Genomic DNA, 14,890 nt, shown 5'->3' on the forward strand with positions numbered 1-14,890 from the left:
AACCTGATCCAGAACCCGCTGGTGGGTGCCGCGAACAAGGCGATGGCCGACATGGTGCGCTATGCCGCCGAGTTCGGCCTGACGCCATCAGCGCGCACCCGCGTGGCGGGCATGAGCGACGCGGGACCCAATCCATTCGCCGAGTTTGATGAGCTCTTTGGGTGATGGGGCGCTGTATGGGTGAACTGGGACTGACGTCGGTGGCATCTGCACACCTCGGCATGGCCGAAAAGAATTCGGTCGGTTAGGCTACCACGATTGAGTTCGCGCCCGTCTCCACTGACAACAATGGCAACCGCAAAGACCCTCCGATCAATCTGACTAGGGGCGCGAACTCACGGAGCTAATGGAAGCTAAAACAACAGCTTAAGAACGGTGTGGCCGCCTTTGATCGTACCAATCGGGCACGGATCCGTGTACACAACTGCCAAACCCACGTTACGCAGGTTTGTACATGTCCGATCCAGCTCCGAAGTTCGTTGCCTATGAGCGGGTCTCGACAGTCCGGCAGGGGCGCTCTGGTCTTGGGCTGGAGGCACAGCGCAAGGCCATCGATGAGTTTGCGGCAGCGCGCGGGGCGGACGTGATCGCCCGGTTCACGGAAGTCGAAAGCGGCGGCAAGGATGCCCGACCGGAACTGGCCAAGGCCCTGCATCTGGCAAAGCTCACCGGAGCCACGCTGGTCATCGCCAAGCTCGACCGGTTGAGCCGCAACGCCGTCTTCCTGCTGACCCTGCGCGACAGTGGCGTACGCTTCCTGGCTGTTGATATGCCCGAAGCCAACGATCTGACCGTCGGCATAATGGCCCTCGTGGCGCAGCAGGAACGCGAGGCGATCTCCCGGCGCACCCGGGAAGCACTGGCGGCGGCGAAGGCGCGCGGGACCAAGCTGGGCAATCCCAACGGCGCTGCAGCACTCCGGCGCGCGGGCAAAGGTGGCGCGGCGTTGCGGGCGGCCGTCGCGGCAAATGCCGACGCACATGCCGCCGATCTGGCAGATGTCCTCATCGACATCCGCGCGCAGGGCCATGTGACGCTGCGCGCCATCGCCGCTGAGTTGAACCAGCGCGGCATTCTCACAAGACGCGGCGGTAAATGGCATGTGTCCAGCGTGCGCAATCTGATCCGCAGGGTTGATGGTGCCGGTGGCGCGGGCGCGGGCAGTTAATGCTATTGCTCCATCTTGGCAGACAACAGGCTGCGAGTTGAAAAACCGCTCGGTCAGCGGCGCGACCCGGTCAAAGCACATGGACGGCGCCGCCTTCGACATCGCCATGGCGAACCATGACCCGTTGGCGTTCGAGGCGGCGGCACGGGCGGTCGGGTTCCTCGGCTTCGGATTCTACCCCCGGTCGGGGTTCATCCATGTTGATCTCGGGCCCGCACGGCAGTGGGGCGAGTGGTTCCCGGTCCGGGCGACCGCCTTCGCCGAAGAAGCCCCTCCAGCGCGCGAAGTGCTGGCCGAGAGCCGCACCATGAAGGCGGGTGGTGCGGCAGGCGTGGCGACGCTGGGCGCAGCTGGGGTCGAGGTGGCGCAGAGCGTCCTCGCCGAGACCCAATCCGCAATCCTGCCGCTTGTGCCCTATCTCGATACCCTGCGCTGGGTATTCATCGCCGTGGCTCTCGGCGGTATCGCGGTCACGATCTACGCCCGGCTCGACGACTGGAAGAGGGGGCGACGGTGATCGCCGGGCTGCTCACCGGGAGCGCCGGATCGGCATGGGCGCGCACTGGGCTCCGTTACGGCGTCATCGCACTCGCGATCCTGCTGTTCCTGCTTTCCCTGCGCCGCTCAGGCGAGCGCGCCGGCCGACTGACCGAGCAGCTTGAAACCATGGAGAAAACCTATGACGCCCAAAAGCGAATGCTCGAGGCAGCGGCGCGCCGTCCTCGTTCTCGCGACGATCTGGCCGAGCGGCTGCGCCACGGGCGCTTTTGACGTCGCCAGCCTCGGAGGGTGCCCGCCCGTGGTCGAATACAGCCGGGGATCTCAGGCGCAGGCTAGCTAAAGATAGGCTGCTGCCGTCCGAAGAATCGACCAATCACGAACACTCATTCCAACTGCTCCAGCGTGACGGAAAAGGTCCCGGTGACGGGAACGCCCTGCGACAGGTCGATGTCGTTGCCAAAGTTGTCCGAAGGTCCCAGCTTGCCCTCGAAGCTGCCGCTGATACTCAGTTGCGTGCCGTCGATCGAGTGATCGTCGAGGGTGACGCTCAGCCCGCCACGCTCCTGCTCTTCGCGGCCATAAAGCACGGCGACGCGCTCCTTGTTCTCGTACAGACTCATATCCAACTCTGGCACGCTCGGTTCCCAGCGGGACGCCTCGAAGCCCAAGGATACAACGATTGGCTCTTCCCCGTTATCGGTGAAATCGCGCACATGGATGTTGATCGAAGGCCAGTCCTCGCTGCCGCTCCAGTCGCTCTGTTCGGCCCAGACGGGGATGGTCCGTTCCGCGCCCGCGATCATCACGGTTATCTCGCCCGAACTTTGGGCCTGACCGAAGGTGGCGAAAAGGCCGGCCGCGAGGGCTGTGCCGATGAAAAGGGGTCTGATGTGCACCATGTGGCTCCGTTGCCGATCATTGGTCGTCTTGGGAAAACACGTGTCGCCGCAGCCAGTCGTTGATCTCGTCGGCGATCCTGCCGGGGCCGTCCCCTGACACGCCCCAGCCCGACAGCGGAATCCTGGTCGCGGGCCGGGTGTTGCGGAATACGAGCATCACCTTCGACGTCGTGCGTTCTTCGGAAGATGTGTGGTTTCGTTCAAGTTCGGCACTGTCCAGCGCGTCGAGAGGATAGGTGTCCGATCGCGGGCGGAACCGCGAGTCTCGGCTGACAGTCACCAGCCTTGACGCCTTGTCGAGCGTCAGGATCGTACGTTCGGAGAGGGAGGCGTGGCCAAGGTAAAATGCGCCGTTGAGGCCCACCAGCAGGATCAGCCCGGTCATCACCTCGCCGCCCAGAAGATGTGCCAGCCCGAAAATTGTGACCGGAACCACCGGCAGCATCACGAACCACAGAATGAAACGGGGTATGGCTAGTTCGATCTCGAACCGCTTGGGGGTGTTCAGCCGCGCCATCATGGCCGAGGCTCCCCCGTTTTCGACAGCCAAGAAGAAAATGAAGCAGCCATCGCGAGCAGATCCGGCAGGGTCACGGCATCCCCAGACCGGTGTCGATCCGGCCCTCGACGAGTTTGCATGTTGTCGGCGCATCGCTGCGGCAGAGGGAGGCGACGAACCTGGCCTCCATCCGGCCTGCGCCATCGAGGTCGAGCCGTTCGAGCATAAGCTTGGGCGGGTACGGCGCCCCATCGCTTTGCCAGGCAGGGCCGGTCGCGCCGTCGGGACGGATGTCGATGGTAATGCCCGCAGGGGCCGAGTCTGCCGAAGGCTTCCCTTCGAAAATCAGGTTGATGTGAAAATGGCCGTCCCCCATGGCGTTGATGTCGATCAGGGTCAGCGGACCGATATCGTTGACCTGTGCCATGGTGGAACCGTCTTCCATCCGCAGCACCTCCCACGTCAGGTCGGCGCCATCCAGATAGGCCGTCACGGTGCCGACCGAGTCGAGTGCGAGCGCCGGCGTGGCGGCGACGCAAAATCCAAGAAAAAGCCGTCTCAACAAGATCACCTCCGGCTCAGGCTGACTTCGCGGGCGCCTCTGCCCGAGTTCCATTTCGTCCCCATCGCCTCCGTTTCGGAGAAGAAGCTGATGATGCCGTCCGCACGCCGTGCGCCGCTGCCGATGTGCCAGGAGAATTGGGGGGCGAGGCCGATGTCGCAGCCAAGCACGAAGGCCCATTCGGCCACGTCCGGCTTGATCGCGAACATGCTGGGGTCCATCGGTGCGCCCTTCACGAAATCATAGCGCAATTCCCTGTTGCCACCCCGCACCGGGACGAGTTCGGTCTGCATCCCGTCGGCGGCGATGTAGAGCCGGTTGCGCATCCGATCGTAGACGATCTCGAGAACGTTCCTGTGGACACCCATCGTTGCACCGATGCCAGCGGCGGTCTCGGTCCAGGTACCTTCAAGCAGCGGTCCGATGCGCCGCAGGTCGAGTTTGTCGGCGCCCCGCGGTGTCTCGGAACAGATCTCGTTCGGTATGGCGATGTTCTGCTGGGCCGCAGCCGGCGCGGCGGTCATGACAAGCAGGGCGGAAAGCGCTGCGCGGATCATTCGATTGCTCCGATGGTGACGAGTGCCCGTGTGATAATGCGGCCCGAGGCGCCGACGCGGTAACGCAGCTCGTATGTTCCGGCCACGTCCGGGGCTTTCAGCTTGGCAGGCGACCCCCAACGTGTCTGCGTCGCTGTGATGCGGGCATCGTCAGGAGAACCGGTCTCGGCCAGCACGATCTCGTCCTTTGGGCCGGCGGGGCCGGTCCAGACGACTTCGAAACGTTCACCCGGGGGGGCGGTCTCCGGCGGCGTGATGCTGGCCTCGGTCGCGATCAGCGTGATCGCGCGCGTGGCGAGGATGCGCTGCGGCTCATATTGCTCGTAGCGCAGCTCGAAAGTGCCAGTCTCGTCGGGTAAGCGCAGCGTCACGGGGCTGCCGTTCCGGGTCAGCGTCACCGCCAATGTCTCGCCGGCCGCCGCGCCGGGGCTGGCCAGCGTGATGCGGTCGCCCTCGGCGTCGGGGCCGGACCATCCGACATCGAGGCCTCCGCCCGCCGGGGCGGTTTCGGGTGCCTCGAGCGAAGCCTCGGGGCGATTCTCGGTCAAGGGCACGGCCACGCGCTGGCCGATGTCGGGCCGAACGGTCAGGGCCATCTCGCCGGAGTGGCCCGGTGCAGTGGCTGCCACGCGGTATTCGCCGGGCGGCAGGTCGATGTCAAAAGGATCGCTCCTTTCGCCTTCCGCGACGACCGCGCCCGTCTCGTCCGCGATCTGCCAGTCGGCTGCACCCAGCGGTGCTCCGGTTTCGGCAGAGACCGCATGAAGCGACATGACGACCGTGACTGCGACGGGTTCGGCGGTTGTCACCTGTGCGAGGGCGGCGGCCAGTTCCGCCCCGGTCGCAGCCTCGAGCAGCAATCCCCCCGTCTGATCCGGCAGGCAGGACAGCGCACCGACCTCGCCCGGCGCCATGCCGAAACCCACGACATGCGCGCGCAGGGCGATGCCTTCGGCGGCAAATCGTTCAGCCAGCGCGCAGGGGTCGCCGCCGCAATTCTCCAGCCCGTCGGTGATCAGCACGATATCGGCCGCCTCCGCCGTGTCGGGGATCTGTTCGCGCGCCAGTTGCAGCGCGTCGGTAAGCGGAGTCATGCCCTGGGGGATCAGCCCCACCAGCCGGTTGGCCTGGCCCGCGCCGACATGGCGGCCGATCGGGGTGACCACCTCTATGTCGCCGCAATCCCCTCGGCGATTGTGCCCGTATGCCACGATCGCGTAGGGCGCATCGGGATCGCGGTCGACGAAGTAGTTGCCCATCACGTTGCGTGCCACCTCGATTCGGCTGAGATCGCCCTCCAGCCGGTTCCACATCGACCCGGAGGCGTCGAAGACGATCACGGTGACGGGTTCCGCCGTCAGCGGCGTGGCAGCGCAGAGGGCGGCGGCGAAGACGGCGTTCCGCATCAGTCGAGCTTCGGTTGCAGGTTTGGGCAGGGCGCATAGCGTTCCGCCCAGCCGTTGCCGATCACGATCAGGTCGCCGCCCATGCGCGTCATCAGCAGGGTGCGTTCGCGCCACTCCTGTCCCTCGCCCCGGCAGTCGGCCCAGTAGAGTGTCGCGGTTTCCCAGCCCTCGACGCTTCGCGGGTCGGTCAGGCGGCAGCTCGATTCAAAATAGACGATCCGGTCGCCCTGCAACGTCACGCGCTGGTCGCTGACCGGCGCGGCGCAGTCGAACCCGTCATAGACGCCATCGGCGGGGGCCGCTGCCAAGGGGGCAGCGAGCATGTTCATCGCAATGGCAGCCGCCCGCATGTCAGTTCACCTGCTCCAGAAGAGCGTCAAAGCTGAGGGTCACGGGGCGTGTTTCCAGAAACGGGCCACCTTTGACCTCGCCGGTCACGGTGCCAGACAGGCTCACGATTCCATCGCTCACGGAGAAATCCGACAGTTCCAGCGTCAGGCTTTCCCCATCGCCTCGCCAATTGGCCCCCATGTCGCGCGCGAAGGCGATTTCAAGCATCAGTTCCTCGGGCTCAGGCAGTTCGCCGCTCAGCATCAGTGTCAGAAAGACAGTCTCCTCGCCTCCTTCCGTCAGCATGCCGGAAAGAGATGCGTCGGCGTAAGTGCCGATGATCGTCGCCGCCGAGAGGTCGGGCGCGATCGCCATTTCCAGCGGCTGCTCTCCGAAGCTTCCGGCAACAAGACCGCCCGGCTCCTCGGCTACGGCGGCCGTTGCCAGGAGGCAGAAGGAGGCGAGGCAAACGGCGATCGGTCGTCGCATGAGGGGATGTGTCAGCATGTATCGTACTCCTTGCTGAGCCGAACGCTATGCGTTTGCGCAGGTTCGCGCCCCATCCGTTTGAATGGGGCGACGCCGAAAATTTTTGTGCTAACATTTTCTCAGACCTGAAATTTTTGCACGGTAATCATGACGCTCACCCATCGCCTCTGTTCATGCCTTCTCGCGTTGGCGATAATCGCTCTTGCCGCACCGCGCGCGATTGCGGAAAGCCCGCTTTTGACCCTGACCGGTGCGGTGGACGGCGGGCTGGTAGAGATATCGCGCGCCGATCTCGATGCCTTGGAGTGGCACGAGATCGCGACCTCGACGACCGTAACCGATGGGCGACCGCTCTTCAGGGGCGTCCTGATGCGCGACATCCTGGCGCTGGCCGGAGCGCGGGGCGAGACGGTGACCGCGCGGGCGCTGAACGACTATGTCATCGACATCCCCGTAAGCGACTTCCACGAATTCGACGTGATCGCGGCACTCTACATGGACGGGACGGCACTGACTCCGCGCGACAAGGGGCCGATCTGGATCGTCTATCCGCGCGACGATCACAGGGTGCTGGCCGATATCCGTTATGACACGCGATGGGTTTGGCAGCTTGTCGCACTTCATGTGCAATGATGCGGCTTACCAGGCCTTTGCGCTATGGCGGACTTGCCGCGCTGATCCTTGCCTGTATCGGCCTTCTAACCGTCGCCGCAGTCAACATCGTGCGCATCGAGCGGCAGATGCAGATCTCCGCGACCGAGAACATGACCTGGATTTTCGGTCAGACCCAGATCGAGGCGCTGAACCTTGCCGCGGCCCTGTCGAACAACGCGGAGCCGGCCGAGGTCCAGCTTCGCTTCGATCTTCTTGTGTCGCGGCTGAACCTGCTGCGCGACGGGCCACAATGGCGGTTCCTGAGCGAGGCCGGGCTGGCCGAGGGCCTGATGGGCTGGCGCGACGGGTTGCTGGCCCTTGATCCGGCCGAGGGCGGCGACCGGGCGGCACTGGCGGCACATGTGGCGGCCTTGTCGACAGCCCTGCGGGGCAAGGCGAGCAGGGTCATGTCGCGCGAATGGCAGATCCAGTCCGAACGCCTGGACAGTTTGGGCCGATTGCACCTTCTGGCGCTGGCGACCGTGTTGGGAGCCTTGATTTCCGGAACGGTATTGGCCGCACTGCTGATCGACCGCGAAAGACGATTGATCCGCTCCAAGATGGACCAGCTCCGCGCCAAGCAACTGGAGCGCGACCTCGACCAGGAAAGGCGGACCTCCGAAGGCTACCGTCGCTTCAGCGACCTGATCGCGCATCAGGTGCGCACGCCGCTCGCCGTGATCGACAGCGCGATGCATCGGCTGACGCGACCGGGCAACCCGCCGTCGCCCGAGATCATTCGCGCCAAGGCGGAAGTTTCGCGAGAGGCGGTGGCGCGCCTTGTCCGGCTGACCGATACGGCACTTCTCATGGCGCGGGTCGATCGGGGCGCTGTCGAACCGGACCTGGCCTGTCATGATTTGGACAGGATCGCGGCCGCCGCCATTGAAGATCTGCACGAATCGGCCAGAGCGCTGAAGACCGGCCGGGTGATCCTCGGCAGCGGCAACCGGCCGGTCACCGCAATCTGCGATCCGGTCCTTACCGGTGAGATCCTCGCAAACCTCCTGCGAAACGCCTTTCTCTACTCGCCGCCCGGCAGCGATATCGACGTGAGGCCGATGCAGGACGGCGAATTGGCCGTCTGCGACATCAGTGACCGGGGTCCGGGGATGACGCCGGAAGAACTGGCTGTTGCCTTCGAGGACTTCGCGCGCGGGGCACGTCATCGCGATCTGCCGGGTTCGGGTCTGGGGCTGCCGCTCGCCCGTCATCTTGCGCGGCTCCAGGACGGCGACGTGACCCTTGCCCCGCGTGCGGGCGGTGGGCTGGTCGCGCGGCTGATCCTTCCCGGCGCGGTGACGGCATGAGCGCCCCCCTGATCCTGTGCATCGAGGACGAACCCTCGCTGCGCGACGATATCGCTGCTGAACTGGGCGAGGCGGGCTATGCGGTCATCCAGGCAGCCGATGCACGCGACGCCCTCGAACGGCTCGACGACCGGCGCCCCGATCTCATCCTCTGCGATATCGTGATGCCGGGAATGGACGGCCGTGCCTTGCTGACGCATTTGCGCTCCGCCCGGCCGGAGCTGAATGATATTCCCTTCGTGTTCCTGACCGCCCTCTCGTCGCGCGAGCAGATGATCGATGGGCGCAGGGCGGGGGCGGACGACTATCTCACGAAGCCCATCGATTACGATCTTTTACGGGCGATGATCGCGGCCCGTCTGGACCAGGTTGCCCGTCTTCGGTCTGCGCGCGTGCACGAGGCGGAAACGGGCGCGCTGGACCGCCTGACGGTCGGGGTCGTGCTGCTGGACGCGGAAGGCGGCGTGCGCCATGTCAATCGCGCGGCAAGGGACCTGGCACGGGATGCCGGCATCGCACTGGAGCCGCGTGTGACCGGGACGGGCGAGGACGGCCGCAAATTGGCCGCGCTGCTCGCGCGGATCCTGTCAGGCAGCGAGGGCGGCGCTGCCCTGTGGCTGGAGGACGCTGCGCGCCGTGTGATGGTGCTGGGCCGTCCGTTTGGTGCGGACCCGACGCGGGGTGCCGCCGCAATGCTCACCCTCAGCGATCCCGACCGCCACGACACGCTCGATCCTGCAGCGCTGCGGCAGCTGTTCGATCTGACCCCGACCGAGGCCAACGTCGCCCGCCTTGTCGCCCAAGGGCTGCGGCGCGATCAGGTCGCTGCACGGTTGGGCGTCTCGCCCAATACCGTCGCCTTTCACCTGCGCAACGTCTTCGACAAGACCGGAACCCGCCGCCAGGCCGATCTGATGGCCCTGATCCTGTCGATGCCGATGACGTGGAGCGATCCATGATCGGCGCGCTGAAGCCGGCTGAAACCCGATGACACCAAGGAGACATCGAGGATGAAAACAAAAATGATCTCACTTGCCTTTTCCGTCGCGTGCATTGTGCCCCCCGCTCTCGCCGAAACGGCGAGGGAACGCACCGTCGCCGCGATCGAGGCCGCGGGCTGCGTTGTCGACGGCTCCAACGTCAACGATGTTCTGGACGGCCTCGGGTTGAGCGACGCGGAATTCCGCGTGATCGGGGAGGGACTCGTCGCCGACGGTCTGGCCGATGTGTCCCAAGTGGGAATCTTTCGGTTGACGACCCCCGGCTGCATCATGGCCGGAGTAACTCCCACCGAACGCACAGTCGCCGCGATCGCGGCCGCCGGCTGCACCGTGGACCGGTCGAACATCAACGAGACACTCGACGGCTTGGGTCTGGCAGACGAGGAGTTCCGCGAGATCGGCGAGGCGCTGATCGCCGACGGGCGGGCGGAGCTGACGGATACAGGCGCGTTCCGGCTGACCACCGCTGGCTGCCAGTGAGGGCAAAGGGGCATCGAATATGAAAGGATATCAAATGAGGGTTGGTGCAGCATTGATCGTGGCCTTGCTTGCCAACTCGGTCGCCGCCGAAAACCAATCGCTTTGCGGAACTTCCGGTCAGGGGGACTGGCCCCACATCCAGGAGATCTTCACCGGCGACTGGCTGATCGAGCATCAGGCGGGCTATGCCGCAATGGCCGGCATGATCCTGCCGTTTCCCGGCGATGGCGAGGTCGAGACGATCACCATCTGGCAATTGGGCGACACGCTTCAGGCGACCCATCCCGAAGCGCAGGCGCCGCTGGTCCTGCAGCTTGCGGATGAGCCCCGGTGGACTGTCGAAACCGACAATCCCGCGATTCCGGAGCCGTTGCTGAGCCCCGATGAGGTGGCGTTGACGGCAGGGTGCTCGCAACTCGAACTGCCACGGCTGATCGGAACCACCACCGCGGTCATCGATGGCGTTCAGATGAACTTCACCTACCGCATGATGGCGATGGACTGGTCGACGCTCTATGGCGTCATGGAAATCGATTCGGTCGTCCACGGCACCCCGGTCGAGGCCCGTCGGACAGTGTGGATGCGCGCCGCGGGGCGCTGAGCGGTGGTTTGGGCTCCAGCAAGACTTCCACATGCCATGGGTTAGGGCGATAATCGTCGTCCCGTTCCTCGGTCTTAGGGTCGATCAGCTCTCTGAACGCTCGCGAAAGGCGCGTTTTGCCGGAAGCATTGAACGCGTAAATCAGCTGCACCTTCTTGTCGGCGCCCCGCAGCGTGTCAGCGATTTCGGTCAGCGTCTGTCCCATTTATGCCGCCTCTGCATCAGGCTTGGGAAAGCTCAGCAGCTGATCGCGATAATAGGCATATTGCTTTTCACGCAGCTCGATCTCGCGGGGCAGGCCTTCGCTGATCGAAGTCGTCAGCGTGTCGAACTTGTCGAGGATGGCGACAATGCGCGTCTGTTCCTTGAGAGACTTAGTAGGGTCGTCGGGGTAAGGAACCGGCAACCGCACGTTTTTGACCCCATCAATCAGGAGCCTTTTGATCTTACCGCTCGAAACGTACTTCGCTTTCTGATCATGAAAGGCATCTGTTTGCATCGCATATGCGATGAACTTCGGGTTCATGTTGTGGCGGAATGCATAGCTATCATCGTGGATCGCGACTTTTTCTTCTCCCAGCCACGCAACCGCTTTGCCGACATCTTCGATTGTTTCGCTGACGCCCGCGATGACAACGTCATTGGGCTCAGCGTATCGCAACGACGCCGCCATATCGCTTCTGACCTTTGAAAGCGTGTTGTGCGCGAAGACACCATAGTGGGTGTAGATTTCGCCATAGTGGATCGCGCCGATCCCTTCATCCACATAATCGGCTTTCGTGAACCGCTTTCCACGGATGAATTCACCAATCTCGTCCAAGGGTTTCCATTCGATATCCCCCCCTTCAAAGCTGAGAAGCTGGTCGCGGTAGTGGTTGTATTGCTTTTTCCGGGCGGTAAGCTCGGCGGTAAGCTCAGTGAAGCTGTCGAGTATCCGAACAATCTCCCTCTGTATCGCCAGCGACTTCTCCGGATCATCCGGGCATGGGATAGGGATTTCAAACGCTTTTACTTTGCCGTCTGATATCGCTGGGTATGCAGCGCCACTCTGATTCTCCTCCACGAAATTCTTGAATTCTGTTGTGCTAAGCCAGTGCAAAATCCACTTAGGTAGAACTTGATCCTGCTTTGCTCTGAGCACGCAGTAACCCGTGCTGGCGACGTTTCCGGCCAGTTCCGAGTCGATGAGGCAGTATCGTTGTTGAGCGGGGCGCGTCGTGGCGAAAATGACGTCATTTTCTTCGACGAGTTTCTGCGCTCTGCTTGGCGCGGTCTCTGCTGAAATCTCGCTTGTTTCGGAAACGCGTTTGGCTTTGATTTCGACGGACGTAAGATCAATATATCGGTAAACGCCGTCGGCTTCAGACCATTTGATGTTTGCTGTTGGGTGAGTGACGTCCCCCAGAGGCACCCACTCCACCTCAGCGCCGCTCAGTAGCTTCTCCAGAAAACCTGCCGCGCTCATGCGTTGATCTCCGCAATGATGGCGTCGATGTCGGCGCGCAGCTGATTGATCCGTTTCACAGTGGTGCCGATCTTCGCTTTATTGGTAGGCGTTTGCCTCGCGGTGACAAGCGCTGGCTCGGCAACCCTCATGGTCCCCGACAGAACCAGCGATGACCTGACCGTCCATGCGATGGTCTTCGGATTGGTGGCGGCAGATTTCTGTGATGATCTTGCTGGACATGGTGGGCACGAGCACAATTGTCCGTTGTGCCATGCTCTTCCTGACCCGCCGAAACTGACCGCGCCTGATCTGTGCCTTGCCTTCCAGCCGCAAGAACTATGTCAGCAGACAGAGGTGCTGCGGCGCGCAGCTCAGGCGCGCAACATCAATCATTCTACAAGGGCTCCCCCGCGGATCGCCTAACCGACAAAAATTCGACGGCCTTGCTGCCTCGCGCGGGGTCAAACTCAAACCCAACCGACCCCTGAGGCGGGTCGAAGGAATATCCAAATGACTGACATCACGAACCGTGTAGCAGGCGCTGCACTTTATCGCGCCGTTTGGCGCTGGCACTTCATCGCGGGGCTTGTCGTCCTGCCCTTCATTCTGATCCTGGCCGTGACCGGCGGGATCTATCTTTTCAAGGACGAGATCAATAATGTCGCGCACGGCCCCTTGCGCTTCGTTGAGGCAAAGGCCGAGGCCCTGCCGCCATCACAGATTACCGCGGCCGCGTTGACCGCCCATCCCGGCACGATACAGGCCTATATGCCCGCGCCTGCCCCTAACCGAAGCGCCGAGGTCGACATCGTCGGAGAGGACGGACTGCGCAACACGGTCTATGTCGATCCCTACGACGGGCACGTGCTGGGCACGCTCTGGGACGGGGGCGCCGCGGGTAGCCCGGCGATGTATGTCGTGCGCAAACTCCATTCTCTGGAATATGTCGGCTGGTTCGGCAACCGCCTGATCGAGGCCGCGGCTGGCTGGATGATCCTTCTGGTGGCCAGTGGCATCTACCTGTGGCTTCCGCGCGGTCGCAAGGCCGTGGGAACGCTGCGCATCAAGGCCACGCGGGGCCGCTCTTGGTGGCGCGACCTACACGCGGTCACCGGGATCTACACCGGGGTCTTCATCCTCTTTCTCGCCATGACGGGTCTGCCCTGGTCTGGGGTCTGGGGGGCGAAATTCTACGACACCGCCTATGCGCTTGGCCTCGGCATGCCCGATGGCTACTGGTCCAACACACCGCAATCCACAGTGCCCACGCAGGACGTGGTCGACCGCGCCCCCTGGATCATGGAACGCCAACCGATCCCGTCATCACAGGCACCTGAGGGCGGCGCCCATGCAGGCCACGGAGAACAGGCGATTGCGTCCGCTGTGTCGGACGGCACCGTGCTTCAGAAACTCGACACAGTGGTCGCCAAGGTCGAGCGACTGGGTATCGTTCCGGGCTATGCCGTCAATATACCAACCACGCCGACCGGGGTTTTCACCGCCTCCGTATATCCGGATGACATCACTTATGAACGCGTCATCCATCTTGATCGTTATACAGGCGAGGTTCTCTACGACGCTGACCTTGAAGATTTGGGGACGCTGGGGCGCTGGGCGGAATGGGGCATTTCGGTCCACATGGGCCAGGAGTGGGGATTACTCAACCAGGTAATCCTGCTCTTTGCCTGCCTCGCAATGGTCATGCTTTGCGTGTCGGCGGCAACTATGTGGTGGAAACGTCGGCCTTCCGGTGCCTTGGGGATTCCGACAGTCCCAACCGACTGGCGCATTCCCCGGACCTTGCTCGGGATGGCAATCGTGGCAGGAATCTTCTTCCCCTTGGTCGGGTTGTCGATGCTGCTTTTACTGGGGGTCGAACTGACCGCCCATCTTGCCGGGCGTCGCCGAAGGTTCGCATAAGCCCTTAAGTGAGCCCAGACCTCAGACAATAAACATCTCGAGAGGGGCCGGCGCCGGCCCCTTTATTTCATCTGCTAAGGTCGCAAGCAAAGGGCGAGAGCGGACTTTCGCAGCAACAAAGGTGAACGTCAGCAATGGGCCGAGGCTGTGTAAAAACTCAGATTTCCTGTATTCGACAAGAACAGAATTCCGTGAGGAGAGCTGGTATCGTCGACAAGCGGAACGATCTCGCGGGTTCTTGGCGTGACGGGAATGTCGTTCCGGCAGTCGCAGGCCAAGGGCGAGTTTTCATAGGGCCTCGACCGTGAACGACGGAAAGCATAATTTTCGATCCGCTGATGCTCTGCGACGCCGAGACTGTCTCTCTTTTAGCCCCTTTTGCCCCGGATCCAACACGCGGATACAAAGGAACAATGAAATGCGTTCGACTGGCGGCAGGGCTTGCCGGTCGCAAGGAGTGTGAATGGACAACAATCCGACCACGGGACAATGCCTTTGTGGCGCTGTGAAATTCCGCATATCAGGAGAGTTCGATAGCTTTTTCCTGTGCCACTGTTCCCGCTGCCGCAAGGACAGCGGTTCGGCCCATTCGGCAAACCTGTTTTCGTCCACTGCCAAAATCACATGGGTGTCAGGCGAGGCAAACATCAAGACGTTTCATCTCCCTGGTTCACGCCACATGAAGAGCTTTTGCTCCGACTGCGGATCCGGATTACCTATTTCCCAGCCGGAGGTTGGTTTGATTGTGGTGCCGGCAGGGTCGCTTGACAACCGGATTGACATGCTACCCAACGCGCATATCTGCTGTTCCAGTCGCGCGAACTGGGACAACGACCTGGCCTCCATCGAAAGGATCGACGGACTTCCCGGCTGAACGGTCGCGCCGATGATGTATCTCAGACAACAGCCAGAAGATAAGGACGCGACCATCGGCTTCGTCCGGCTCTGCTGTCATTCGAGGGACAGTGGACCTGTCGCGGTTTGATGCCGCTCCTTTGATAGCATTTATTGCAGCAAGGGAGACGAACTATGGGACTGAAACGGACGGGCGGATTCCGCACAAAGG

At 62.8% G+C, this 14,890-nt stretch carries 20 protein-coding genes; 12 read left to right on the plus strand and 8 right to left on the minus strand.

Going from position 1 to position 14,890, the window contains the following annotated elements:
• The first annotated feature begins 6 nt into the window (after positions 1–6).
• From O3306_RS22510 to O3306_RS21585, 4 genes are all read left to right on the plus strand, one after another.
• The gene (locus O3306_RS22510; protein ID WP_442970033.1) at positions 7–165 is read left to right on the plus strand and encodes a P27 family phage terminase small subunit; all 159 of its coding nucleotides are present in this window, start codon (positions 7–9) and stop codon (positions 163–165) included.
• A 289-nt stretch (positions 166–454) separates the two neighbouring features.
• Complete coding sequence (locus tag O3306_RS21575) at positions 455–1,168, plus strand: recombinase family protein (RefSeq protein ID WP_272011363.1); 714 nt, start codon at positions 455–457, stop codon at positions 1,166–1,168.
• Positions 1,137–1,685, plus strand: coding sequence for a YcbK family protein (locus O3306_RS21580; protein WP_334312371.1), 549 nt, complete (start codon positions 1,137–1,139; stop codon positions 1,683–1,685). The genes O3306_RS21575 and O3306_RS21580 overlap by 32 nt, the downstream gene beginning before the upstream one ends.
• Entirely contained in the window at positions 1,682–1,939 is a 258-nt protein-coding gene (locus tag O3306_RS21585; RefSeq protein ID WP_191284907.1) for a hypothetical protein, read from the plus strand. Before O3306_RS21580 ends, O3306_RS21585 begins: the two co-directional genes overlap by 4 nt.
• A 113-nt stretch (positions 1,940–2,052) precedes the next feature.
• Here the strand turns inward: O3306_RS21585 and O3306_RS21590 are convergent, their stop codons facing one another.
• From O3306_RS21590 to O3306_RS21620, 7 genes are all read right to left on the minus strand, one after another.
• A complete protein-coding gene (locus tag O3306_RS21590; RefSeq protein WP_272011370.1) occupies positions 2,053–2,565 on the minus strand; it encodes a hypothetical protein in 513 nt (170 codons plus the stop codon).
• A 19-nt stretch (positions 2,566–2,584) separates the two neighbouring features.
• Entirely contained in the window at positions 2,585–3,088 is a 504-nt protein-coding gene (locus O3306_RS21595) for a hypothetical protein (protein ID WP_272011371.1), read from the minus strand.
• 70 nt (positions 3,089–3,158) lie between these two features.
• Positions 3,159–3,629 carry a hypothetical protein gene (locus O3306_RS21600; protein WP_272011374.1) on the minus strand — a complete coding sequence of 157 codons (471 nt, stop codon included), beginning with the start codon at positions 3,627–3,629 and terminating at the stop codon, positions 3,159–3,161.
• Between the two features lie 5 nt (positions 3,630–3,634).
• Positions 3,635–4,186, minus strand: coding sequence for a hypothetical protein (locus O3306_RS21605; protein WP_272011376.1), 552 nt, complete (start codon positions 4,184–4,186; stop codon positions 3,635–3,637).
• Entirely contained in the window at positions 4,183–5,592 is a 1,410-nt protein-coding gene (locus O3306_RS21610) for a VWA domain-containing protein (RefSeq protein ID WP_272011378.1), read from the minus strand. The genes O3306_RS21605 and O3306_RS21610 overlap by 4 nt, the downstream gene beginning before the upstream one ends.
• Entirely contained in the window at positions 5,592–5,942 is a 351-nt protein-coding gene (locus O3306_RS21615) for a hypothetical protein (RefSeq protein ID WP_272011380.1), read from the minus strand. Before O3306_RS21615 ends, O3306_RS21610 begins: the two co-directional genes overlap by 1 nt.
• Position 5,943: 1 nt before the next feature.
• A complete protein-coding gene (locus O3306_RS21620; RefSeq protein ID WP_272011381.1) occupies positions 5,944–6,429 on the minus strand; it encodes a hypothetical protein in 486 nt (161 codons plus the stop codon).
• Between the two features lie 129 nt (positions 6,430–6,558).
• Here O3306_RS21620 and O3306_RS21625 point away from each other — a divergent pair, with 129 nt between their 5' ends.
• Genes O3306_RS21625 through O3306_RS21645 form a run of 5 tightly spaced genes read left to right on the plus strand, consistent with a single transcriptional unit; the run spans position 6,559 to position 10,457 of the window.
• Complete coding sequence (locus O3306_RS21625; protein ID WP_272011383.1) at positions 6,559–7,044, plus strand: molybdopterin-dependent oxidoreductase; 486 nt, start codon at positions 6,559–6,561, stop codon at positions 7,042–7,044.
• Positions 7,041–8,375, plus strand: coding sequence for a sensor histidine kinase (locus O3306_RS21630; protein ID WP_272011386.1), 1,335 nt, complete (start codon positions 7,041–7,043; stop codon positions 8,373–8,375). The genes O3306_RS21625 and O3306_RS21630 overlap by 4 nt, the downstream gene beginning before the upstream one ends.
• Positions 8,372–9,334 carry a response regulator gene (locus tag O3306_RS21635; RefSeq protein WP_272011388.1) on the plus strand — a complete coding sequence of 321 codons (963 nt, stop codon included), beginning with the start codon at positions 8,372–8,374 and terminating at the stop codon, positions 9,332–9,334. Before O3306_RS21630 ends, O3306_RS21635 begins: the two co-directional genes overlap by 4 nt.
• 51 nt (positions 9,335–9,385) lie before the next feature.
• Complete coding sequence (locus O3306_RS21640; RefSeq protein ID WP_272011390.1) at positions 9,386–9,856, plus strand: hypothetical protein; 471 nt, start codon at positions 9,386–9,388, stop codon at positions 9,854–9,856.
• 34 nt (positions 9,857–9,890) lie between these two features.
• Complete coding sequence (locus O3306_RS21645) at positions 9,891–10,457, plus strand: hypothetical protein (protein ID WP_272011392.1); 567 nt, start codon at positions 9,891–9,893, stop codon at positions 10,455–10,457.
• Positions 10,458–10,662: 205 nt separating this feature from the next.
• Here O3306_RS21645 and O3306_RS21650 read toward each other — a convergent pair whose 3' ends face one another.
• Positions 10,663–11,922 carry a restriction endonuclease subunit S gene (locus O3306_RS21650; protein ID WP_272011394.1) on the minus strand — a complete coding sequence of 420 codons (1,260 nt, stop codon included), beginning with the start codon at positions 11,920–11,922 and terminating at the stop codon, positions 10,663–10,665.
• 45 nt (positions 11,923–11,967) lie between these two features.
• On the opposite strand from O3306_RS21650, the gene O3306_RS21655 reads away from it, so the two are divergent.
• The 3 genes from O3306_RS21655 to O3306_RS21665 all read left to right on the plus strand — a co-directional run bounded on the left by O3306_RS21655 (position 11,968) and on the right by O3306_RS21665 (position 14,698).
• A complete protein-coding gene (locus O3306_RS21655) occupies positions 11,968–12,327 on the plus strand; it encodes a hypothetical protein (protein ID WP_272011396.1) in 360 nt (119 codons plus the stop codon).
• 87 nt (positions 12,328–12,414) lie between these two features.
• Positions 12,415–13,824, plus strand: a complete 1,410-nt coding sequence (locus O3306_RS21660; RefSeq protein ID WP_272011397.1) for a PepSY-associated TM helix domain-containing protein — start codon at positions 12,415–12,417, stop codon at positions 13,822–13,824.
• Positions 13,825–14,287: 463 nt separating this feature from the next.
• On the plus strand, positions 14,288–14,698 hold the full coding sequence (locus tag O3306_RS21665) for a GFA family protein (RefSeq protein ID WP_272011399.1): 411 nt from the start codon (positions 14,288–14,290) through the stop codon (positions 14,696–14,698).
• Positions 14,699–14,890 lie beyond the last annotated feature (192 nt).

The organism is Roseovarius sp. ZX-A-9 (assembly GCF_028369135.1).
Classification (GTDB): domain Bacteria; phylum Pseudomonadota; class Alphaproteobacteria; order Rhodobacterales; family Rhodobacteraceae; genus Roseovarius.

What these genes read in the sequence shown, in the direction of transcription:
- O3306_RS21650 (WP_272011394.1), bottom strand. Translation starts at nt 11,922, where the DNA reads ATGAGCGCGGCAGGTTTTCTGGAGAAGCTACTGAGCGGCGCTGAGGTG.
- O3306_RS21665 (WP_272011399.1), top strand. Translation starts at nt 14,288, where the DNA reads ATGGACAACAATCCGACCACGGGACAATGCCTTTGTGGCGCTGTGAAA.
- O3306_RS21635 (WP_272011388.1), top strand. Translation starts at nt 8,372, where the DNA reads ATGAGCGCCCCCCTGATCCTGTGCATCGAGGACGAACCCTCGCTGCGC.
- O3306_RS21625 (WP_272011383.1), top strand. Translation starts at nt 6,559, where the DNA reads ATGACGCTCACCCATCGCCTCTGTTCATGCCTTCTCGCGTTGGCGATA.
- O3306_RS21580 (WP_334312371.1), top strand. Translation starts at nt 1,137, where the DNA reads ATGGTGCCGGTGGCGCGGGCGCGGGCAGTTAATGCTATTGCTCCATCT.
- O3306_RS21645 (WP_272011392.1), top strand. Translation starts at nt 9,891, where the DNA reads ATGAGGGTTGGTGCAGCATTGATCGTGGCCTTGCTTGCCAACTCGGTC.
- O3306_RS21605 (WP_272011376.1), bottom strand. Translation starts at nt 4,186, where the DNA reads ATGATCCGCGCAGCGCTTTCCGCCCTGCTTGTCATGACCGCCGCGCCG.
- O3306_RS21575 (WP_272011363.1), top strand. Translation starts at nt 455, where the DNA reads ATGTCCGATCCAGCTCCGAAGTTCGTTGCCTATGAGCGGGTCTCGACA.
- O3306_RS21640 (WP_272011390.1), top strand. Translation starts at nt 9,386, where the DNA reads ATGAAAACAAAAATGATCTCACTTGCCTTTTCCGTCGCGTGCATTGTG.
- O3306_RS21595 (WP_272011371.1), bottom strand. Translation starts at nt 3,088, where the DNA reads ATGATGGCGCGGCTGAACACCCCCAAGCGGTTCGAGATCGAACTAGCC.
- O3306_RS21610 (WP_272011378.1), bottom strand. Translation starts at nt 5,592, where the DNA reads ATGCGGAACGCCGTCTTCGCCGCCGCCCTCTGCGCTGCCACGCCGCTG.
- O3306_RS21620 (WP_272011381.1), bottom strand. Translation starts at nt 6,429, where the DNA reads ATGCTGACACATCCCCTCATGCGACGACCGATCGCCGTTTGCCTCGCC.
- O3306_RS21660 (WP_272011397.1), top strand. Translation starts at nt 12,415, where the DNA reads ATGACTGACATCACGAACCGTGTAGCAGGCGCTGCACTTTATCGCGCC.
- O3306_RS21615 (WP_272011380.1), bottom strand. Translation starts at nt 5,942, where the DNA reads ATGCGGGCGGCTGCCATTGCGATGAACATGCTCGCTGCCCCCTTGGCA.
- O3306_RS21630 (WP_272011386.1), top strand. Translation starts at nt 7,041, where the DNA reads ATGATGCGGCTTACCAGGCCTTTGCGCTATGGCGGACTTGCCGCGCTG.